We start from the raw sequence: 20,792 nt of genomic DNA on the forward strand, positions 1-20,792 counted from the left end.
CTTGCCAGCGACTAGATAGTTTCCCATAGAATCTGCCGTCTCAAATACGCGGATTGCCTTGTGAATTTTAACCAGAATCTCTTCTCGCCCATCTTCCGCGGCGCCGCCGGGCTTGCTTGCTTGTGCGCGCTGATGGCTCCTGCAAGCCTCCATGCGCAGCAGGACGCGATCTCATCTACGCAGGCGCAGGACGAGACGGTCGAGGTGGCCGATCCCTACAGGGACGATCCGCAGGTAACGCCTATTCCCGAAGGCGCAGTGGGCGGCATGGGCGACATCAACCTCTATCCACGCCGCATTATTGTCGATCGCCGACAGCGGATTGCGACCGTCGGCCTCTACAACCGTGTGCCTGCCGTCGGCGAATATGAAATCTCGGTGCGGGATCTGGTGATGACCGAAGAGGGCGGCCTTGTCGCGCTCGACGATCCCCGCGCCGCACCCACGCTGGAGCGTCTGGATGCCGCCAGCCATATGTTGCGCTGGTCACCGCGCCGCGTCCGCCTGCTCGGCAATGAAGCGCAGACTGTTCGCATTATGGCGCGCCCGGCTGCCGATCTGCCCGACGGCGAATATCGCTCGCATTTCACCGTGATATCCGTGCCGGATACGGATGAAGGCCTGTCGATCGAGGACGCCGCCGGCGGTGCTGCGGGCAACAATGGCATCGGTGTCGTGATCCGTCCGCGCTTCGCCATTTCCATCCCCGTCATCGTCCGCATCGGCGAAACCACGCTTGATGTCGGCATGGAGCCGGCAACTGTCATCGCCAGCGACGATGGATTGACGCTGCGTATCACGCTCACCCGCTCCGGCACGCGCTCTGCCTATGGCGATCTGATCGTCACCGCTCCGGGCATTTCCGAGCCGGTGGCGCTGGCGCGCGGTATCGGCATCTATCCGGAGATCGATAGCCGCACGGTAGAGCTATCCGTGGGGCCGACCTGGGAAAGCGCGCTGCGCGCTCCCGGCACGGTACTGACCGCGACTTTCGTCGATGACGATGTCAATCCGGGCGAGACCCTTGCCAGCCAGGAAATCGTGGTGCCGTGAAGCCTCGCCGACCCGGAAGGTTGCTGGGCGGCATTTCTGTCGGCACAGTCCTGCTGGGCCTGACGGTTCCGGGTCATACTGGCCCTTCCAGCAAGGCTGATAGCGGCGCAAGGCCCGGCAATGTCGAAAGCAATCCGCGCACTCCCGGCATCGAAGAGGCCAATGCGGACGCGCCGCTGACCTACAACTGGCTGGATTTCTATCCGCCACTGCCCGAGCCGCCGCATCCGACATTCGGCCCGCGCCCGAAAGACGTTGATGCTGCGCCGATAGCCCCCCCAATAGCTTCGCCGCTCGATGACCCGCCGCGCGCGCTTGCCCCCGCGAGGAGGAGTATCGGGCGCATCGGCGCTCCCGACAATGCGCCAGCCGTCGAAAATCCGGCCGAGTTGCAACCCGACGTGGCGGCCGCAAACGCGAGTCAGCCCGAAGAGCGGGAACCCCTCTTCACCCTCTCATCCGTGGAGCGCGAGGCCGTTTCCTTCGCCCCGAGAAGCGAAGTGTCGGTTCCGGTCGAGACCTCGCCAAGTCATGGAGAGGAGCAGACCGCGTTTGCCGCTTCATCGCGGACCGATCTGGACGAATTCCTTGATCTGCTTCTCGCCGAGATGGGTACTGGCGCCGAGCTGGAGATGTCGCTTGCCGAAGACACGTCGGTTGCGAACGAAGACGAAGCTGCGCCCGCGCCGATTGTCACCGCAGACGATGACGACGCTGAGCTGGAGCCTGCACCGGTCGACGAGATCAGCGTGGTGGAGGGGGCTGATGTGGTCGCGGAAGCTGACGCGACTCTCGCAGCTGAAGTTGAGCCAGTGGCAGAGCCACCGCCTGAGGCCGAAGTCGAAGTCGAACGATTGCCCGAAGCGGCAATTCTTACGGATGTCGAGCCAGCGGAAGAGGCGGAAACTCCGCGCGCGGTCGAGCTGGTGTCCGCCATTGAAGATACGACAAACGAAGAGAGTGTATCCGAGACAGGGGCACCAACAGAAATCGAGCCAGCAACCGCGCCCGAGCCTCAACCAGCTCCCGAACCGGTGCCAGCGCCCGAAACCGTTGCGCTGGCCGAAACGGAGAGCACGAGCCCGCCGGCAAATACGGCCGCTTCAGACGACAGGCCGCTCATTGACCAGGTGCTGGATGCCGTGCTCGCTCCCGGTGCGGAGCCGGGCGCAACCGGCGATGCGGCCGCGCCCGCGCAGACTGGGCAGCCCAGTACCGACATCACTCCCGGCACCCAGACATTTCCTGCAGAGCCGGGACAGGCGCTGTTCGATTATGATGACGAGCTTATCCTGCAACTGCGCGTCACCGGGACGACGGCTACGGATACGATCATCGCATACGGTACGCGCGGAGGCGTGTATCTGCCGCTGGGCGAGCTCGCCCGTCTTCTCGATCTGCCGATCCAGATCAGCGACGATGGCAATTATGCAAGCGGCTGGTTCCTGTCGGAAGAGCGCACGCTCGCCATCAATTTGCGCAGCGGCAATGTGCAAACCGCTTCCGGCGCGTTCACGCTCCCGCCCGATGCTGCGCAGGCCTTCGAAGGCGAGGTTTTCCTGCGGTCGGATATATTCACCCAGCTTTTCCCGCTCGAAATCGAAACCGACCTGCGCTCGCAGGCTGTAATCCTGACCACGCTGGAGCCGTTCCCTTTCGAAGAACGCATGCGGCGGCAGGCTGAGCGCGAACGGCTCGGGCTGCGCAACAATATGCCCGAGCAAGCCCAGTGGCCGCGCGAAGATCTGCCGTGGGATGCATTCACCGTTCCGATCGTCGACACAGAACTGCGCGCCGTGTCGGACACCGCGCGCGGCGAACGGCTGGAGACCGATCTCCGCGTTGCGGGGGATCTGGCTTTCATGACCGCGCAGGCTTTTATCAGCGCGACCACGCGTGACGGGCTGACCGCCGCAATCGTCGAATTGGGTCGCCGCGATGCCGACGGAGACCTGCTGGGTCCGCTTCAGGCCACGCAATTCCTGGTGGGAGACGTCGCTACCGATGCGATGCCGCTGGGGCTGCGCGGGGCATCGGGGCGGGGCGCCTATGTCAGCAACCAGACGCTCGATGGCATTTCCGTTTTCGATGAAATCGACTTCCGCGGAGTCCTGCCTGACGGTTACGAAGTCGAGATCTATCGCAACGATATCCTGCTTGGATCGACCCGCAGCCGCGTCAACGGCCAGTATGAATTTCTGCAAATCCCCGTCGATTTCGGCCTCAATGTCTTCCGGCTGGTTTTTTACGGGCCGCAAGGGCAGCGGCGTGAAGAGGTCCGGCGCATCAGTGTGGGTGACGGCAGGCTTGCTGCGGGCGATTTCACCTATTCGGCTGGTGTGGTCGAGCGAGGGGTCAATCTGCTCGGTGTGGAAGGCCCGGATTTCCGGCGCGATTTCCGATACGGCGACTGGCAGGCGAGTGCGGAAGCATCTTACGGTATCAGCGCCGATGTCACCGCCAATGTCAGCGCCGCCTTTTTCCAATATGACGGGCAGGACCGCTGGCTGACGACGGCAGGCTTGCGCACCGGCCTCGGCGGTCTCGCCCTTCGCGCCGATGCCGGGTTATCCGAAGGCGGAGGTGCAGCGGCCGGAATCGGTCTCGGAGGCAGGGCGCTTGGCGGCGGGTTCCGCCTGACCCATTTCGAATATTCCGGGCCCTTCATCGATGAGTTGCGCGGCGCTGGCAACTTACCGCTCGACCGCGCGACGGAATTCGATTTCAACACCTCGCTCGATCTCGGGCGTGAGCTGTATGTTCCGCTTTCCCTGCGGGCGCGCAGGTCCGAATTCCAAGACGGGAGGGTGCAGACAAGTGCTGCCGCCCGCGCGTCTGTGCGACTTCCAGGCTATATCGCGTCGTCGACGCTGAGCTATACAGGCACATCGTCACCTGACGCGCCCTCCTTTTCGCAGCTGATCGGCAATTTCGACCTGGCGACATTCAATCGCTCCTCCACGCAGCTACGGGGCTCGGTCGGCTTCAGGGCCTATCCCGATGCGGCGATCACTCAGGTCGCGGCAGAAATCAGCCACGCGGTCGATGATCGCACGGTGGTGCGCGGATCGGCCGGATATGCTTTCGAGAATGGCGGCGCTTTCCTCGGCCTGTCGGCGATCCGCGAATTCGACCAGTTCTCCCTCGCGCTCGATGGTCAGTATGATTTTGAGCGAAAGGACCACTCGGTCGCCCTGAGAGTCAATTTCAGTTTCGGCCGCGATCCGCTGAGCAACCGGTTCTTTGTCGCGCCTCCCGGAATGGCATCATCGGGTGCAGTCGCGGTGCGCGCTTTCCGCGATGTCGATGGCGACAGGGTTTACAGCGCGGCGGACGTTCCGCTTCCAGACGTTACCGTGAGCACGACCAGCGCCACAGCCACCACGGACGAACAGGGCCACGCGCGGCTGGGCGAGTTGGGCAATGGCAGCAGGGCAGTCGTGCAAGTCGATCCGTCCAGCTTGCCGGATATCTTTATGGCGCCGGTTAATCGCGGGATCGAGATCGTCCCGCGTGCAGGGCGATTCCAGACCCTTGATTTCCCCGTGATTGAGCTGAGCGAAGTCGAGGGAACGGTGGTCTTCAGCGAAGATACCGGCGCGCGTGGTGTCTCCGGCCTGCGCCTGCAGATGCTTGATGGAAGCGGCGAGCTGACCGATTTCGTGCGCACCGAGCGCGGTGGATATTTCTTCTTCGAGCGGGTGGAGCCCGGCACCTATACGCTGGTGATCGACCCCGAACAGGCCGAACGCCTGAATCTCTGCCTCGATACTCTGGCGCCCGTCACAGTCGGACAAGCGAGCGACATCATCAGCCTGGATCTGAGCGTACGTAGCTGCGACTGATCGGCTGCGATCTGCGGCCGGTCCCGGACACTAACCCTTGCCGCGGGTCTTGGTTTTTCCGTCCTTCGCATTGTCCTCGATGAACTTGATGATCGTGCCCGCGACATCCTTTCCGCTTGCCTTTTCGATCCCTTCGAGACCGGGTGAGGAGTTCACCTCCATGATCACCGGGCCATGATTGCTGCGCAGCATGTCCACCCCGCAGACATTGAGACCCATGCGCTTGGCTGCGCTAACCGCAGTCGATCGCTCGGCGGGCGTAATTTTAACCAATTCGGCACTGCCGCCACGATGAAGGTTTGAACGGAAATCATCCGCTGCACCGGTGCGCTTCATGGCGGCGACGACTTTACCGCCCACTACCAGCGCGCGGATATCGGTGCCGCCCGCTTCCTTGATGAATTCCTGCACGAGGATGTTCACATTGGCGCCGCGGAACGCCTCGATCACCGATTTGGCGCTGCTCATCGTTTCGGCAAGCACCACGCCGATGCCCTGCGTCCCTTCGAGCAGCTTGATCACGACCGGCGGTCCATTGACCGCTTTGATGATCGCTTCGGCTGCTTTGGGATCGTTGGCATAGGCTGTCAGCGGGAGGCCCAGCCCATATTTGGCGAGGATCTGCATGCTGCGCAGCTTGTCCCGGCTGCGCCCGATGGCGACGCTTTCATTGAGCGGCCAGCAGCCGCGCATTTCAAACTGGCGCAGGATGGCGAGGCCGTAATTCGTGATCGAGGCCCCGATACGCGGGATAACGGCATCATAACCGACCGCAGGCTCGCCATTGTAATACACCTCTGGCCGGTGGCTCGCGATATGCACGGTGCATCGCGTGGTGTTGAGAATATCGAGCGTATGGCCGCGCTCCTCTGCCGCCTCGACAAGGCGTTTGTGCGAATAGAGATTGGCATTGCGCGCCAGCATGGCAATTTTCACGGCTTATGACCTTTCACCGGCTCCATGCCGGGTGTTTGTAACCAGGAATGGCCTGAATCGACGACAAACCGCCGCCGCAGGCTCGACCTGCCGATGAGCATCGGGAATTTCATGTCCGAGCGATCCGCCAAGCTGATCTCGGCGCGGAAAGTGACGCTACCGATCGTCAGCGGCGTCTTGATGACATAGCGGCGTTGGGTTTCGCCATTGGAACTGGTGATGCCGCGAATATCGACATGAATTGCCTCGCAAGTGTGCCGCTCGCCCCCCCAATCGACGCAGAAGCGGACATAACGCTCGCCATCACGCTCGAAATCTTCGATCACCTCTGCATGCAGCGAGGAAGTTCGCGCGCCGGTATCGATCTTCGCGGGAATGCCGGAAAGGCCCAGCTCGGGCAGAGCGACTTTCTCCCGCCAGCCTACAGGCATTAGTTCTTTCCGTTGCACGCGCGTGTCCGTTCCTGTTCCCATGGCGTGGCGATAGACCAATAGATGACGGCCTGCCAGTGCGAATGGGCGAGCCCCTTTCGCCTGCCGGCGCTACGCGCTAGGGCTACAAACATATGGCCGGCGGCGCTGAACTTCCTGATAGACTTGTAAAATCCGTCGAGGCCGCCGGGTTCGGGGATGCGAGCTGGGCCGATGTGCTGGAGACACTTGCTCATTCCGTGGGCGGCGTGCGCGGCATTTTGCTCGGCGGCAGTGGCGCGGCCCGCTATTCCTATTCCTGTATCTTCAATCACGATCCCGACGTCGCCAAGGCGTACAACCGGCATTACAATCGCTTCGATCCGCGGGCTCAACCGTCGCTTCGCGTGGCTGTCGGCCAGACCCGGCTCGGGCAGGAGCTGATGCCCAACAGTGCAATCAGTCATACCGAATACTATGCCGCGATCAGCGAAGCAGGAGACATCGCGGATTCGGTATTCGGCGTTATTTCCAACGATCCTGAAATGGGTCGCCGGACCATCAGTCTCCAGCGCAGTTTCTCGCAGGACTTTTTCGATACGCGGGACGCATTGCTGCTGAAAGCGCTGCTTCCCTTGCTCGGCGGAGCAATGCGCAGTTCCTTGCGAGTGGGCAGGATCCTGGCGGAGGAGCGCGGTGATGAGACCATCCTTTACGGCCTTGTCGATAGCGACCTTTCGCTCACTTTCCTGCCCGGAAGCGAGCCCGATTCGCCGATGCTTACCGGGCCCCTGCGTTTCGGCCGGGATCGGCTTACCTGCGGTCTCCCTGCATTGCGAAACGCCCTGATCGCGGCGATCGCGGAAGCGCAGTCAGCGCGTTCCACCACTGTGCGCGCAGGTGCGGTTTCGCTGCGGTTCGATCCGGTGCCATCGGCGCTGCACTGGTATCGCAGCGGCAGGACGCAGGTATTTTTCACCCTCTCGCGCGATTCGGCCCGCGCTCACGACAGTTCGGGACTTTTTGCCGAAAGTTTTGGCCTGACACCGGGAGAAACAAAAGTGCTGGAAGCGCTCATGCGCGAGGGCGGGGTGCGACCGGCGGCAGGGGCGCTGGGCATGTCGGTGGAAACCGCGCGTTGGCATGCCAAGAACATTTGCGCGAAGACAGGCCATGCCGGCGTCCGAAAGCTGGTCGACGCGGCGCGCGCGAACGATCTTTCCAACCTCATTTAAAAGAGTGGTCGGTAAGGGATGGCCGCCTCGCAGAGGCAAGCCGGCCATCCCCTGTATTCCCTTGCCCCCCAAAATAGGCGCGCGACCGGGAACAGCCGCGCGCCAGGTTGGATCGAAATCGGTCTCAATTGAAACACGGGTCGCAACCGATCCGGCAACCGGGCTAGCGGCGATGGAGATGGTCTTGACCACCCAATTGGGTGGGATCACGCAATTCTCGGCTAAACCAGACTGCTTCTATCGTCGCCGCATTCTTCAGCGACACTCGACGCGGTCCGAGTTCGCGGGCTGGGTAACACAGGTGCCACCTCCTACGACTTCGACGCGTCCGCCCCGATCCCTTGTGAGCGCGATCTGCGCTTCACCCGATACATTGGCGTAGTTTGAGCCTGCGCCGGAGATTTCAATTTCTGCATCGGTCACGCGCAGACGCATCGCGTCGATCGATCCCGCTCCGCCAACAGAGTAGTCCGCCTCACGCGCCGATCCGCTCACGGTGATGCCTCCCGCGCCATGCGTGGACAATTGAACCGTTCCAACATCTAGCTCTGTAATCTCGATCGACCCTGCCGCTTGTGTTGACGCTGTGAAACTTTCGCCCCGGGGTTGCATGACCTCGGCCAGCACAGGCCCGTCGATATGAATGGCCGACAGGCTTGGTGTCCGCACAACGACGTTCAGGCCCGACCCGGGGTTCCAGCTCCAGTTTGCGCCTTCGCGGAAGCGGATGGAGAGCCTGCCCTCTTCGACGTCCACAATGGCATCTTCGATCAGCGCGCGAGGGCCGTGCAGTCGCACCCCATGTGCGTCTGCACCAGCTATGACGAATACCTGGATTGCGCCGGAGACCTGCACCTCGTCGAACTGACCGACGGGTACGTTGAGCACCGGATAGGGACTGGGATTTCTCTCGGCGGTGCTGGCGGGAACCTGCTCGGACGTGGCGGCATGGTCTTGCATGGGCGGTTCGCTATCCGAAAAGGTAAGAGCGAGTGCGGCAGAGGCGAGCAGGATCATGATTGTGGCTCCAATGAAAACCAGCGTTCGTTTTGTGCTGGATTGAACCGCTGGGTTAGCTTCCGCTGCGGGAGCGCCCACCCCCATATCGCTGTGTCCCAAATCATTTGGGGGTCCTGCCTCAGCCTGCGCAAGCATGCGCGCCGCCTCACGACTGTTTGAAACGCCCAGGTGACGGCGCGCCTCGCGCAGATGTTCGGTTACTGTGTGGACCGAAATGTCCAGCTCGCGCGCAATCGACTTGGTATCGAACCCTGCCTGCAGAAGCCGCAAAACCTCTTTTTGGCGAGGCGTAAGTTTCTGAAGATCGGCGCCAATCATCGACGCGGTTATTCCGCAAAATTCTGATCGCGGCAATATTGGGTTACCGGGCCGGTCGATACGCCTGCCCCGTTATCGCGCCGATCAAATCGGATTGCCGTCCTTGTCGCGGTAGATATCGCGGCGACCGACATGGTTTGCCGGACCGACGAGGCCTTCGCTTTCCATGCGCTCGATCCAGTTGGCGGCGGTGTTGTAGCCGACTTTCATCTGGCGCTGCAGCCAGCTGCCGGACGCCTTCTGGTTCTCGATCACCATCTGGCAGGCCTGGCGATACTTGCGCTCTTCAGGATTGTCGCTGGCGGTGAATTCGTCCTCGAAGGTGAAGCCGCCTTCTTCGGGCTCTTCGGTCACGGAATCGATATATTGCGGCGCGCCCTGCTGGCGCCAGTGCTCGGCGACTTTTTCGACTTCCTCGTCCGAAACGAAGGGGCCGTGGACGCGGGTGAGCTGGCCGGAAAGCGGCTTGTAGAGCATGTCGCCTTTGCCGAGCAGCTGTTCTGCGCCCTGTTCACCGATGATCGTGCGGCTGTCGATGCGGCTGGAGACGGCGAAGCTGATGCGGGTCGGCAGGTTGGCCTTGATAACACCGGTGATGACATCGACGCTAGGTCGCTGCGTTGCGGTGATCACGTGGATGCCTGCCGCGCGGCTCTTCTGACACAGACGCTGGAGCATGCCCTCGATCTCCTTGCCGACGACGAGCATGAGATCAGCCAGCTCGTCCACGATCACCACGATCTGCGGCAGGACTTCGTATTCGAGCAGTTCTTCTTCGATGATCGCTTCGCCGGTCTCCGGATCGAAGCCGGTCTGCACGGTGCGCTGGAGCGGCTTGCCCTTGGCAGCGGCGGCGCGGACGCGGTCATTGAAACCGGCAAGGTTACGCGCACCGACATCCGACATCTGGCGATAACGGCGCTCCATTTCCTCCACCGCCCATTTGAGCGCGCGAACGGCCTTGGGCGGCTCGGTCACCACTTCGGCGAGGAGGTGGGGGATGTGTTCGTAGCTCTTCAGCTCCAGCACCTTGGGATCGATCAGGATCATTCGGCACTCTTCGGGCGTGAAGCGGTAGAGCAGGCTCAGCAGGATGGCGTTGAGGCCGACCGACTTACCCGCACCGGTCGTACCCGCGACGAGAAGGTGCGGCATGGCGGCAAGGTCTGCGACGATCGGATCGCCCGAAATTCCCTTGCCCAGGATGATCGGCAGGCTGCCCTTGTTATTCACATAGGCTTCGCTTTCGACCAGCTCCTTGAAGCTGACCATCTGGCGGTCTGCATTGGGCAATTCGATGCCCATCACCGTCTTGCCCGGGATCGGCGCGACGCGCGCGCTGATGGCGGACATATTGCGGGCGATATCCTCGGCAAGGCCGATGACGCGACTGGCCTTGATGCCGGGAGCGGGCTCGAGCTCGTACATGGTGACGACGGGTCCGGTCTTCACCGCCGTAATCTCGCCCTTAACGTTGAAATCGTCGAGCACGTTTTCCAGTAGGCGAGCATTGCGTTCGAGTGCCAGCTTGTCGAGCGGGGCGGTGTTGCCGGAATCGGTGTCTTCGAGAAGCTCTATGCTCGGCAGATCGTATTCGGCGAACATGTCCTTTTGCGCCGCCTTGGGGGCAGGCTTGGCACGGCGCGGGGGTGCGGCGGGATCGGAAATCTCGGTGGGGCGACGCTTGGCGAGAGCGGGGATGTCGTCATCTTCGTCGGTCTCGCTATCATCGCCGTCGGCAGTGCGCATGTCCGGCTTGCGACGCTGCTTACGCTTCGCCTCTTTCTGGAATGGATTAGCCGGTTTGGTTAGCTGTGGCGGATTTTTGATCCATTCCGGGATCGAAAGGAAGCGTGACCAGTCGAGTGCAAAGATGCGTCCGGCAAGTACCGCCCCGCCAATCAGGCTCAGCGCGCCGCCCGCAAGGATGGCCCAGAAACGCCCGCTTTCGGGCAGTAGACCGGCGAGGGCACGGACCCCGCCTTCGCCGAGAAGTCCGGCGAGGCCACCAAAGCCCGCTGGCCATGAGTGATCGCGCGGATCGGTGATGAGTGAGAAAGCAGTGGAGAGCAGCGCCATCGCCAGCAGCATGATCGCCACCGTGCGCCACCAATTGCCGCCCCAGCTTTCCTCCTCATCGGCATCACGCCACAATTTGCGAGCAAAAACATAGGTGAGCGGGAGGAATAGCACCGAGACCCAACCGAATGCCGTCAGCGCCAGATCGGCGACAAATGCGCCGGGCTTGCCCATCCAATTGTCCACCACATCGCCGGCTGCGGTGGAGAGCGAGGGATCGGTCTGCGTGTAGCTGAGCAGCGCAATCGCGAGGAATAAGGTGAAGCCATACAGCACCACCGCACCCGTCAGCTGCGCGCTGCGGGCGAGCGATTTACGGAAAGCGGCTTTCCAGTCCGCGCCGTGATTGGCGGCTCTGCTGGCCATGTCTGATCCCTTTGCGAATACGTCCCGTGGGGGAGAATCCCATAGCCCGAGTCCCCGGTCAATGGTGTTGGGTGATTAACTCAAACCGTCGATGGCCGCCCAGCGTTTGGATTTGAGGACTTTCGCCTTCTCGCTCGTCATGCCGCCAAGCGCAATGACCGGCATGACTGCATGACGTGCCAGCGCATGCCAACGCATCGCGCCGAGCGTCTTCGTCCCCGGATGAGAGCGGGTGGGGAAGACGGGAGACAGCATCACGGCATCGGCCCCCACGCGGTTCGCCTGCGCTATCTCGCGCATATTGTGGGCGGTGGCCACGTGGATCAGGTCGCGGCGGCGCGGATAGAGACTAAGCGGAGCGCCGTAGATCCCGTCCGCACCCCATTCACGGGCGGTAAGCGCGCTGTCCGCAAGGATCATGTAATGTCCCTGCGCTCGAGCGATCCGGTCCAGCTCGCGAAAGCGCGCATACCGCTCGGCATCGGGAAGGTGGTAGTGACGATAGACGAAGCCAACAGGCTCACCGAAGCCTCTCAGGCGCTCCTCCAGCACATGATCGTTGCGCTCATCCGACAGGAGCCAGAGATCGGGAAGGGGCTGGAAAGCGGCCATGGCCCCGCTATAGCGCACACATGACCGAAACCGCTACCTTCCGCCTCGCAACTGTCAATGCGGAGATCGCCCGGGCCTCCCAGATTTCCCGCCGCAAGCCGGAAGGCGTGACGCTCATCGCTGTCAGCAAGACGCATCCGGCAGAGAAAATCGCCCCCGTCATCGCCGCCGGCCAGCGTGTGTTCGGCGAAAACCGGGTGCAGGAAGCGCAGGACAAATGGCCAGCCCTGCGTGAGGAAACACCGGACATCGAGCTGCACCTCGTCGGCCAGCTGCAATCGAACAAGGCGGAGGATGCCGCGGCGCTGTTCGATTGCATCCATTCGCTCGACCGGCCCAGCCTCGTCAAAGCGCTCGCCAAGGCGTTCGACAAGACCGGGCGGCAAGTGCCGTGCTTCGTGCAGCTCAATATCGGCGATGAAGACCAGAAAGGTGGCTGCGCGATAAAGGATCTGCCGGACCTGCTGGAGAAAGCACGCAAAGCCGACATTCCGCTCGCTGGCCTCATGTGCGTGCCTCCCTTCGGCCTCGAGCCCGCGCCTTATTTCGCGCTGATGGCGAAGCTGGCGGACGATCACGGCCTCGACGGTCGAAGCATGGGCATGAGCAGCGACTTCGCCACCGCCATCATGCTCGGCGCAACGCATATCCGCGTGGGCACGGCGCTGTTTGGCGAGCGTGGCTAGCGCGAACTGCGGGCGAACCAGCTTGCCCGCATCTCTTCCAGCCTCAAGGCCAGCGCCGCTAGGACGAGCGGGCTGAACACAGCGCCCGTCCAGAAATAGTCGGAGCGGAAAAGTCGTCCGCTATAGGAAATAGCGAATGTCAGCAGGACAGCGTTGATGCCGATCCAGTGGAGCCGTCGCCACCATTTCCCCATGCGTCTCTGCGCACTTTCATTCGATGTCAGCGCCATGAGAGTGATCAGAAAATAGGTGATGCCTCCCCCTGCAATCTCAGCGAAAGTACGCGGAGCGAATTGCCAGAGATTGATCGTCAGTGCCGCAAGATGCAGGAACATCAGCGCCGCGAACGCAAGACCGAGATGCCGCCGTTGCCGCGCTAAACTCCGCCAGAACGCAGATTTGAGATAACGCGAAGCGGGGCCAGCGCTGACAACAAGCAAGAACATAAGAAAGGCGGCGCGTGCGCTGTAGCGCGCGGATAGCAATGCCCATTCGGAAGGCTCGCCTGACAACGCAAGAGCGCTCGCTAGCGCCAGAAAGGCCACTACGGTCGCTAGCGCGTAAATCCTGGCTGGTGTGATGGGTTTGCTCTCCATGGTCGATGTCTAACCGATAAAGCGCAGGCGGCAATCGCTGTTGTTGACGCGATCTGGCGCGCGGCGCAAAAGGCCCGAAGCGCATTTTAGACGGACTTATTCGATGATCAGACGCCTTCCCGCACTTACTGCCACGGCTTTCATGGCCTTATTCGCTCTCCCGGCAACCGCTCAGGACAATCCCTACGCCGGTTGCGCAGCGATCAGCGACGATGCCGAGCGGCTGGCTTGCTTTGATCGCACTTACGCAGAGCAAGTGGTCGTGATCGCCGAACGCGAAGAGGCCGAAGAAGAGCGGCGCGAGGAGGTGTTTGGATTCCGCGAGGAGGATGCTGTTCTCGAACGCGAGGAAGCGGCCGAGGCAACGCTGACGGTCACCGTTCAGGAAATCCTTCAAGGCTCACGCCGCGATCAGGTGCTGTTGATGGACAATGGCCAGCTCTGGCGCGAAATCGACGGCTCGACCCTGCGCAACCGCGTGCGGGAAGGGTGGACCGGCACGGTCTCTCGTCATTGGAGCGGTGCCTATGAAATCCGCTTCGAAGGCCGCTCGGGATATCTTCGCGTAGCGCGGGTGCGGTAAGCCGCGAATTGGCTAAGCGCAAACGCCGATCATCGTGGAAACTTAAAGTTAACCGCGACGCAATATAACCCAATTTCAGACATTTCCTGTCCGGAAAAGGGTTAATGCCATGATCGATTTAGCTGACACTGCAGCCGAGGAATTTGCGGCGGGGGAAGCGGAAGAGCGCCGTGGCAAAGGACGCGCATCCGTCAATCTGGAATGCGAGATCAAAGTCGGCTCTCGCGCATGGCGCAAGACGCAGATCAGGGATCTGACTCCGGGCGGTTTCCAGGTGCAAATTCTGGATATGCCGCCGCGAGGCACGCCGATTTTTGTCCGCATGGCGAATTTGCAGATGATGCAGGCAGAAGTGTGCTGGACAGACGTTGACAAGGCGGGATGCAAATTCACTGCGCCGCTCAGCGAATATGTCTTCAATCACATCCTGGAATTCATTCGCAGCTGAGACTTGATTACGCCGCTTTGCTCGCCGCCTCCGGTTCGCCGGCGGCAATCGCATCGAGCAGAGCCTGCTCTACCTTGGCCAGCCTTTCCGGTGATTCCAGCTTCAGTCCCAGCAGATCGGTGACGTAGAATGTGTCGACTGCGCGCTCGCCATAATGGGTGATGTGCGCCGAATTGATCAGCAGGCTTTGTTCGAACATGGCGCGGGTCAGGCGGTTGAGCAAAGCTGGCCGATCGGTGGCATTCACCTCGATCACGGTGAAGCGATTGGACGCATCATTATCGAACCCGACTTGCGGAGCGATGCGGAAATTCTCCGCGCGCATTTGCTTCAGCGGTCGCTTGGCAAGGCTGGGCACCATATCGATGCGATTGGCCAGCGCATCCTCGATCGCCTTCTTCAATCGTTTAAGCTGCTGAGCTTCGCTGAAGGGTTTACCCATCGGGTCCTGCACCAGCAAATTGTCGACCGCCTTGCCTACGCGGTTCGTGTGAATGCGCGCATCGATGATATTGCCGCCTGCAAGGGTAATCGCGCCGGCGATGCGATAGAAAAGCCCCGGATGGTCGTCTCCGATCACTGTCACCAGCGTAGCGCCGAGCGAGGCGTAATATTCCGCATGGATCGAGAGCGAATGCTCCATATCGAGCGCGGCCTGATAATGCGGCAGGTTGATCGCGATCACATCTTCGGGCTCGGCAATCCAGTAACTGTCGCTGAAGGCATCCGAGAGATCCTTGACCAGATGCGCCTGTTCGCCGAGCATTTCAGCAACGCGCTCCTTCTTGGCTGCCACGCGCTCTGCCCGGCCATGGGTTTTGTGTCCAAGCCGCAGGCGCTCCTGCGCGGCCTCGAACAAATCGGCGAGAAGCTGGCGTTTCCAGCTGTTCCACACGCCCGGCCCCACGGCGCGAATATCGACGATGGTCAGGATGGTGAGCAGCCGAAGCCGCTCCAGCGAGTGAACTTCGGTGACGAAATCGGTGATCGTCTTGGGGTCCGACAGGTCGCGCTTGAAGGCAAAGGCGCTCATCCAGAGATGGTAGCGCACCAGCCAGCTGACGAGTTCTGTCTCCTTCGCATCCATGCCGAGCCGCGGGCAGAGTTTGTTCGCGACTTCTGCGCCAAGCACCGAATGATCGCCGCCGCGTCCCTTGGCGATATCGTGCAGAAGCGTGGCGACATAAAGCACCCGCCGGTTGATCAGCTTGGGCAGCAGGTCGCTCGCCAGCGGATGATCTTCCAGCAGCTTGCCGCGCTCGATTTCGCTCAGCAGGCCGATGGCGCGGATCGTGTGCTCATCCACTGTGTAATGGTGGTACATGTCGAATTGCATTTGCGCATTGACCTTGCCGAAATCGGGCACGAAACGGCCGAACACGCCCGCTTCATTCATCCAGCGCAGCACGGTTTCGGGGTCCTTGCGCCCGGCCAGAACGTCCATGAACAGGGCGTTGGCGCGTTCATCCTTGCGCGTTTCGGCAGTGATCAGCGCGGCATCGCGGCGGGCGATGCGGATTGTTTGCGGGTGGACTTCCAGCCCTTCGCGCTCGGCGATGGCAAAGACTTCGATAAGGCGCACCGGATCGGCCTGAAACCAGTCATCCTTGGGCGCTGCGATCGTGCCATCGTGGACGAGATAACCGTCCACTTTCTTGGCGCGACCTTTCCGCATCGCCGCGAGCAATTCGGAAAAGCGGCTTTTCTCGGCAGTCTGTTCCTCAAGCTGGGAGAGGAACACGCCGGTCAGGTGACCGACATGTTTCGCCTGCAGGAAATACATCTGCATGAAACGCTCGACCGCGCTTTTGCCCGGCCTGTCGGCATAATTCATGCGGCCAGCGACTTCGCGCTGCAGGTCGAAGGTCAGCCGATCCTCGCCGCGCTTGGCAATGGTGTGCAGATGCGCGCGCACGGCGAGCAGGAAACTCTCCGCCCGGCGGAAGCTGCGATATTCCTTCTGCGTGAACAGGCCCTTGTCGACGAGCTCTGCCGCGCTCTGCACGCGGTGGACATATTTGCCGATCCAGTAGAGCGTCTGGAGGTCGCGCAGGCCGCCCTTGCCGTCTTTCACATTGGGTTCGACGACGTAGCGCGAATCCCCCATGCGCTTGTGCCGGGCGTTCCGCTCTTCCAGCTTCTCCTGGACAAAAGTGCTCTGCGATCCGGGCACGACATCGCCCCAGAATTGCTCTCGTGCAGCATCGTAGACATCCTGATCGCCCCACAGGAAGCGTGCCTCCAGAAGAGCCGTACGGATGGTGAGATCGCTTTTCGCCATACGCGCGGATTCGGCGAGCGAGCGGCTGGAATGGCCAACCTGCAGGTTGAGATCCCAGAGGTAATAGAGGATCGCCTCGATCACCTGCTCACACCAGCTGGTCGGCTTGTCCGGCGTGATAAATGCGAGGTCGACATCCGAAAACGGTGCCATTTCGCCGCGTCCGTATCCGCCTACCGCCAGCAGGGCGATGCGTTCGCCGCTGGAGCGATTGCCTACCGGATAGACATCGGTGATGACGTGATCGTGGATCACCCGGATCAACTGGTCGATCAGGAAGGCCTGGCCATGCGCATGGACATGGCCGGTGCCGGGACGCTTGGACAGGCGTTTCGCCAGCTCCGCACGGCCCGCGTCCAGCGCATCGCGCAGGCGCTGGACCACTTGCTGCCGTCCTGCCTGCGCGCCTTTGTCCTCGACAATAGATGCGACATCGGCTGCCAGCGCGCGCCGGTCGATAATCTTGCGTTGCTTGGGGATCTTGGGAAGGCTCACTCATGCAAAATACGCATTGCGAGCCGCCATTGCAAAGCGATGTTTGGTGTTTGCACGTTTAGCGGGGCTTTAACCCGCGCGTGCTCTATGCCAAAGCGCAGCCCACAGGGCCGATCACGGCGCAATGCAGCCAAAGGGCGAATTACACATGCTGGACATGCTGGCGAGCGCCACAGGCGATGTCATCCATTGGAGCGAGCTGGGCCTGCGTCCCGGCATCGATCTCGGTTTTTTCGAGCTGAAATATTATTCGCTCGCTTACCTGATCGGACTGATATTCGCCTACTGGCATACTTCGAAAATGATCAAGCAGCCCGGCGCGCCCATGGCGCAGGTGCATGTCGATGATCTGTTTTTCTACTGCATGCTCGGCGTGATTGTCGGTGGCCGGCTCGGCTATGCGACATTCTACGATCAGAGCCTGTGGTACACATTCGAGCCCGACACCTTCGTCAGCTGGCGCGTACTCAGACTGTGGGATGGCGGAATGAGTTTCCACGGCGGGCTGATCGGCGTTGTGGCGGCGATTGCCTGGGTCAGCTGGCGCGGCGGACTGCCCTTCCTGCGCGTGTGCGATTACATCGCGGTCAATGTCGGCATGGGCATGATGCTTGGCCGCCTCGCCAATTTCGTCAATGGCGAGCTGTGGGGCCGCGTTGCAGGACCCGATGCGCCGATCGCGATGATTTTCCCGACCGATCCATTGGGCCTGCCTCGCCATCCCAGTCAGCTTTACCAGGCCTTCGGAGAGGGATTTGTCGTCCTCACCGTGATGCTCGCCCTGTTCTGGCTGACCAATGCGCGTTTTCGCACCGGCCTGCTGGTGGGTGTCTTTACCGTGCTCATTTCGCTCGCGCGCTTCGTGAACGAGTTTTTCCGCCAGCCCGATGTGCAGCTCACTGAATTTGCCGAGCGGACCGGTCTTTCCATGGGCCAGTGGCTCACTGTTCCGTTGATCCTGCTGGGGCTCGGCCTGATCATCTGGTCGCTTACGCGCGCGCCTGTGGGCACTGCGCGCACCAAACCCGCGCAGCCGAAAGGCGCGCCACCGGAAATCACGACGGAGCAGCCGTGAACGACCTGCGAGACGAGGATGCCAAGCGCAGTCTTGGCGATACGTTCCGGCGGCTGATCAAATCCACCGGGCCAATCAGCCTTGCCCATTACATGGCGGAATCGAACGCGCGCTATTACGCCGACAAGAAAGCCATCGGCGGGCCGAGCAGCTTTGGCGGGGGCGATTTCATCACCGCGCCGGAAGTCAGCCAGATGTTCGGTGAATTGATCGGCCTGTGGCTGGCGGACCTCTGGATCCGCGCAGGCCGGACGGAACCAGTCCACTACGTAGAGCTTGGCCCCGGCAAAGGCACGCTGGCGCGCGATGCGCAGCGGGCGATGAAGCGATACGGGCTGGAGCCGAAAATCCACCTCGTTGAAACGTCGCGGCGTATGCGCGACGCGCAATTGGCATCGGTGCCCGGCGCCATCCACCATCACGATCTGTCGCGCATTCCGACCGAAGGCCCGATCCTGCTGGTCGCGAATGAATTTCTCGATGCGCTGCCGGTGCGACAATTGGTGAAGACCGATGACGGCTGGCGCGAAGTCATGATCGGGCTGGGCGAGGATGAGCAATTCGTCGAAGTGCCCGGCCGCCAGCCGATGGACAGCGCCGTACCCGAAGCGCGCCGAAATGATCCGCCTGGAACGGTGATCGAAACCAGCCCCGCCTGTGCCTCGATCATGCTGGAAGTTGCCGGGCGGCTGGTCGATCAGAAAGGTGCCGCGCTGTTCATCGACTATGGCTATCGCCATGGCCGCAGCGGATCCACTGTGCAGGCAGTGAGCGGTCACCAGAGCGTCGGCGTGTTCGATGCTCCGGGCGATGTCGATATCTCCGCCCATGTCGATTTTGCGCAGATGGAGCAGGTGGCCAGATCGCGCGAGGCGCGCGTGCTGGGCACGGTGACACAGGGCGAGTGGCTGCGTGCGCTCGGCATTCGTGAGCGTGCCGATGCCCTGGCAGAACATTCACCGCAGCACCGCGAGGCGCTGATGCGTGCGCGTGACCGGCTGATCGATGCAGACCAGATGGGCGATCTTTTCAAGGTGATGGGACTGGTCGCGCCGCATTGGCCAGAAGGTGCGGGCTTCCCCAATTATCATGCGGACCGGCCTACTACAGGCTGAACTACTGGCTGATCGCGGCCTTTGAAATCGTCAGTTCGGCAATTAGCCCGCTTTCATGGAACTGGCGATCGATGGACCCGCCAAGCTGTCCGCTGACGCTCATCTCCAGGAGGCGCGTGCCGAAACCTTCTTTGCCGTTGTCCGAAACCTTCGGACCGCCGATCTCCGTCCACGTCAGCGCGATGTTGTCGCCTTCGTCGACGACTTCGAGCGTTACATGTCCATCATCGCTGCTCAGCGCGCCATATTTGGCTGAATTGGTGGCGAGTTCATGGAACACCAGCGCCAGAGGTGTTGCCGCCTTCTGGCTGATTTCCGCATCGCTGCCGGTGATAATGACGCGCGGCTCATCTTCGCCAAAAGCGTAGGGTGCGAAAAGGGCAGACAGCAGGCCGGTCAGGCTCTGCTGCACCACGCCGCTCTCCGGCCGTACAAACTCATGCGCACGGCTCAGCGCGCGCATGACTTCCATCAGCTCGCGCGCGAAAGGCTCATGCTCGGGCGTGCGTTTTACTTTCAGCGAGGCGAGGCCGATCACCACGGCAAAGATATTCTTGATCCGGTGCGAAAGCTCGCGCGCGAGCATGTCGCGCTCATGCAGCGCATTCTGCACTTCATCGATATCGGTAATTGTGCCGAACCATCGCATCGTGTGATCGTCAGCGTCGGTCACCGGAACGGCGAGTGCCAGCATCCAGCGCCAACTGCCATCGCTCTGCTTCATGCGGAATTCGGTGCTGTATTGCTCACCTTTTGCAAAGGCTTCGTACCAGCCGCCGAATGCCTCTTCCTGATCCTCTGTATGGATGTAGGTGCGCCATTCCTCGGCGGTAGTCGGAGGCTCGGTGCCGATGCGCTCTTCCCAGCGCGAATTGAAATAGTCGAAATTGCCGTCGCTGTCGGCAGACCAGGCAATCTGCGGCACGCCTTCGATCATCCGCCGCAGCCTTTCTTCGCGTTCGGCGATGGCGAGGGTGGCTGACAGGCTTTCCCGGCGTGCATTGAGGCGACGCATCACCGCCTGCGCGAGAACTGCCATGCCTTCGCGCTGAATTTCAGTTAGGCCCTCAGGGCGCGGTTCTTCGTCGATGACGCAAAGCGCGCCGAGCGGAGCGCCCTCTTCGGAAACAAGCGGTTGCCCGCCATAGAAGCGAATATGCGGTTTGCCAGTTACGAGAGCATTGTCGGCGAAGCGCTCATCCTGCGTGGCATCACGAACTTCCATCAGCTCGGATGTCTGCATCGCATGCTTGCAGAAGGAATGGCGTCGCGGGGTAGAGGTGACGTCCAGCCCCTCGCCTGCGAGAAAATGTTGACGGGTTTCCTCGACCAGGCTGACCTGCGCAATCGGCACATTACAAAGGCGCGCAGCGAACCGGACTATCGCCGCCAATTCCGGGTCTTCTTCCAGCGCATCAGATTGAAAACTTTCGAGAATCGGCAGGCGCGCCTGATCATCCGTAAGATCCGGATCAGGTTTGGGCATCAGCCGGTCATCGGGCGTATCGTTCAATATCAAATGTTTTTCCTGCAAGCCGGATTAGCGTGCGTTTGCGAAAAAGCAATTGCCGCGCGGATGAAGTTTCCTCTGTAACCAGTTTCCCTTTGTTACGCTGCTTGCTATGGGCTGGCGCAAAGA

Annotated in this window: 16 protein-coding genes and 1 pseudogene; 8 read left to right on the forward strand and 9 right to left on the reverse strand. The window is 61.4% G+C overall.

The annotated features are described in order from the left end of the window. Positions 1-132: 132 nt before the first annotated feature. On the forward strand, positions 133-1,053 hold the full coding sequence (locus O2N64_RS05615) for a hypothetical protein (protein WP_271079299.1): 921 nt from the start codon (positions 133-135) through the stop codon (positions 1,051-1,053). Further along, a complete protein-coding gene (locus O2N64_RS05620; protein WP_271079300.1) occupies positions 1,050-4,898 on the forward strand; it encodes a hypothetical protein in 3,849 nt (1,282 codons plus the stop codon). Before O2N64_RS05615 ends, O2N64_RS05620 begins: the two co-directional genes overlap by 4 nt. A 30-nt stretch (positions 4,899-4,928) precedes the next feature. Here the strand turns inward: O2N64_RS05620 and rimK are convergent, their stop codons facing one another. Together rimK and O2N64_RS05630 are read right to left on the reverse strand one after the other, a co-directional pair. Then, a complete protein-coding gene (rimK, locus tag O2N64_RS05625; protein WP_271079301.1) occupies positions 4,929-5,834 on the reverse strand; it encodes a 30S ribosomal protein S6--L-glutamate ligase in 906 nt (301 codons plus the stop codon). Next, positions 5,831-6,265, reverse strand: a complete 435-nt coding sequence (locus O2N64_RS05630; RefSeq protein WP_271079302.1) for an ATP-dependent zinc protease family protein — start codon at positions 6,263-6,265, stop codon at positions 5,831-5,833. The genes rimK and O2N64_RS05630 overlap by 4 nt, the downstream gene beginning before the upstream one ends. Before the next feature lie 134 nt (positions 6,266-6,399). Here O2N64_RS05630 and O2N64_RS05635 point away from each other — a divergent pair, with 134 nt between their 5' ends. Further along, complete coding sequence (locus O2N64_RS05635) at positions 6,400-7,479, forward strand: helix-turn-helix transcriptional regulator (RefSeq protein WP_271079303.1); 1,080 nt, start codon at positions 6,400-6,402, stop codon at positions 7,477-7,479. Between the two features lie 255 nt (positions 7,480-7,734). On the opposite strand, the gene O2N64_RS05640 is transcribed toward O2N64_RS05635, so the two are convergent. The 4 genes and pseudogenes from O2N64_RS05640 to O2N64_RS05655 form a co-directional block, all read right to left on the reverse strand. Then, positions 7,735-8,496 (reverse strand): GIN domain-containing protein, encoded by a 762-nt coding sequence (locus O2N64_RS05640; RefSeq protein WP_271079607.1) that lies wholly within the window; start codon positions 8,494-8,496, stop codon positions 7,735-7,737. A gap of 195 nt (positions 8,497-8,691) precedes the next feature. Beyond that, positions 8,692-8,817 (reverse strand): annotated as a pseudogene (locus O2N64_RS05645) (LuxR C-terminal-related transcriptional regulator); the annotation flags it as partial. Positions 8,818-8,901: 84 nt separating this feature from the next. Next, the gene (locus O2N64_RS05650; RefSeq protein WP_271079304.1) at positions 8,902-11,262 is read right to left on the reverse strand and encodes an FtsK/SpoIIIE family DNA translocase; all 2,361 of its coding nucleotides are present in this window, start codon (positions 11,260-11,262) and stop codon (positions 8,902-8,904) included. 75 nt (positions 11,263-11,337) lie between these two features. Beyond that, a complete protein-coding gene (locus O2N64_RS05655; protein ID WP_271079305.1) occupies positions 11,338-11,874 on the reverse strand; it encodes a thiamine phosphate synthase in 537 nt (178 codons plus the stop codon). A 20-nt stretch (positions 11,875-11,894) separates the two neighbouring features. Between O2N64_RS05655 and O2N64_RS05660 the strand changes: the two genes are divergently transcribed. Further along, the gene (locus O2N64_RS05660) at positions 11,895-12,560 is read left to right on the forward strand and encodes a YggS family pyridoxal phosphate-dependent enzyme (RefSeq protein ID WP_271079306.1); all 666 of its coding nucleotides are present in this window, start codon (positions 11,895-11,897) and stop codon (positions 12,558-12,560) included. Here the strand turns inward: O2N64_RS05660 and O2N64_RS05665 are convergent. After that, positions 12,557-13,156, reverse strand: coding sequence for a ferric reductase-like transmembrane domain-containing protein (locus tag O2N64_RS05665; RefSeq protein WP_271079307.1), 600 nt, complete (start codon positions 13,154-13,156; stop codon positions 12,557-12,559). The genes O2N64_RS05660 and O2N64_RS05665 overlap by 4 nt on opposite strands. A gap of 103 nt (positions 13,157-13,259) precedes the next feature. Between O2N64_RS05665 and O2N64_RS05670 the strand changes: the two genes are divergently transcribed. Both O2N64_RS05670 and O2N64_RS05675 read left to right on the forward strand, forming a co-directional pair. Continuing rightward, positions 13,260-13,739: a hypothetical protein gene (locus tag O2N64_RS05670; RefSeq protein ID WP_271079308.1), complete on the forward strand. Its 480-nt coding sequence runs from the start codon at positions 13,260-13,262 to the stop codon at positions 13,737-13,739. A 109-nt stretch (positions 13,740-13,848) separates the two neighbouring features. Further along, positions 13,849-14,187 carry a PilZ domain-containing protein gene (locus O2N64_RS05675; protein ID WP_271079309.1) on the forward strand — a complete coding sequence of 113 codons (339 nt, stop codon included), beginning with the start codon at positions 13,849-13,851 and terminating at the stop codon, positions 14,185-14,187. A gap of 7 nt (positions 14,188-14,194) precedes the next feature. On the opposite strand, the gene O2N64_RS05680 is transcribed toward O2N64_RS05675, so the two are convergent. Continuing rightward, on the reverse strand, positions 14,195-16,963 hold the full coding sequence (locus O2N64_RS05680) for a [protein-PII] uridylyltransferase (protein ID WP_271079310.1): 2,769 nt from the start codon (positions 16,961-16,963) through the stop codon (positions 14,195-14,197). Between the two features lie 148 nt (positions 16,964-17,111). Here O2N64_RS05680 and lgt point away from each other — a divergent pair, with 148 nt between their 5' ends. Both lgt and O2N64_RS05690 read left to right on the forward strand, forming a co-directional pair. Then, positions 17,112-18,038 carry a prolipoprotein diacylglyceryl transferase gene (gene lgt / locus O2N64_RS05685; RefSeq protein WP_271079311.1) on the forward strand — a complete coding sequence of 309 codons (927 nt, stop codon included), beginning with the start codon at positions 17,112-17,114 and terminating at the stop codon, positions 18,036-18,038. Next, the gene (locus tag O2N64_RS05690) at positions 18,035-19,153 is read left to right on the forward strand and encodes a class I SAM-dependent methyltransferase (protein ID WP_271079312.1); all 1,119 of its coding nucleotides are present in this window, start codon (positions 18,035-18,037) and stop codon (positions 19,151-19,153) included. Before lgt ends, O2N64_RS05690 begins: the two co-directional genes overlap by 4 nt. 1 nt (position 19,154) lies before the next feature. Here the strand turns inward: O2N64_RS05690 and O2N64_RS05695 are convergent, their stop codons facing one another. Continuing rightward, entirely contained in the window at positions 19,155-20,666 is a 1,512-nt protein-coding gene (locus tag O2N64_RS05695) for a PAS domain-containing protein (protein ID WP_271079313.1), read from the reverse strand. Positions 20,667-20,792 lie beyond the last annotated feature (126 nt).

Origin of the sequence: Aurantiacibacter sp. MUD61, from assembly GCF_027912455.1 — a bacterium.
Taxonomy (GTDB): domain Bacteria; phylum Pseudomonadota; class Alphaproteobacteria; order Sphingomonadales; family Sphingomonadaceae; genus Alteraurantiacibacter.

Coding starts and splice junctions, on each gene's coding strand:
- O2N64_RS05660 (WP_271079306.1), top strand. CDS start 11,895: ATGACCGAAACCGCTACCTTCCGCCTCGCAACTGTCAATGCGGAGATC.
- O2N64_RS05630 (WP_271079302.1), bottom strand. CDS start 6,265: ATGCCTGTAGGCTGGCGGGAGAAAGTCGCTCTGCCCGAGCTGGGCCTT.
- O2N64_RS05670 (WP_271079308.1), top strand. CDS start 13,260: ATGATCAGACGCCTTCCCGCACTTACTGCCACGGCTTTCATGGCCTTA.
- O2N64_RS05665 (WP_271079307.1), bottom strand. CDS start 13,156: ATGGAGAGCAAACCCATCACACCAGCCAGGATTTACGCGCTAGCGACC.
- lgt (WP_271079311.1), top strand. CDS start 17,112: ATGCTGGACATGCTGGCGAGCGCCACAGGCGATGTCATCCATTGGAGC.
- O2N64_RS05675 (WP_271079309.1), top strand. CDS start 13,849: ATGATCGATTTAGCTGACACTGCAGCCGAGGAATTTGCGGCGGGGGAA.
- O2N64_RS05635 (WP_271079303.1), top strand. CDS start 6,400: ATGGCCGGCGGCGCTGAACTTCCTGATAGACTTGTAAAATCCGTCGAG.
- O2N64_RS05615 (WP_271079299.1), top strand. CDS start 133: ATGGCTCCTGCAAGCCTCCATGCGCAGCAGGACGCGATCTCATCTACG.
- O2N64_RS05650 (WP_271079304.1), bottom strand. CDS start 11,262: ATGGCCAGCAGAGCCGCCAATCACGGCGCGGACTGGAAAGCCGCTTTC.
- O2N64_RS05640 (WP_271079607.1), bottom strand. CDS start 8,496: ATGATCCTGCTCGCCTCTGCCGCACTCGCTCTTACCTTTTCGGATAGC.
- O2N64_RS05655 (WP_271079305.1), bottom strand. CDS start 11,874: ATGGCCGCTTTCCAGCCCCTTCCCGATCTCTGGCTCCTGTCGGATGAG.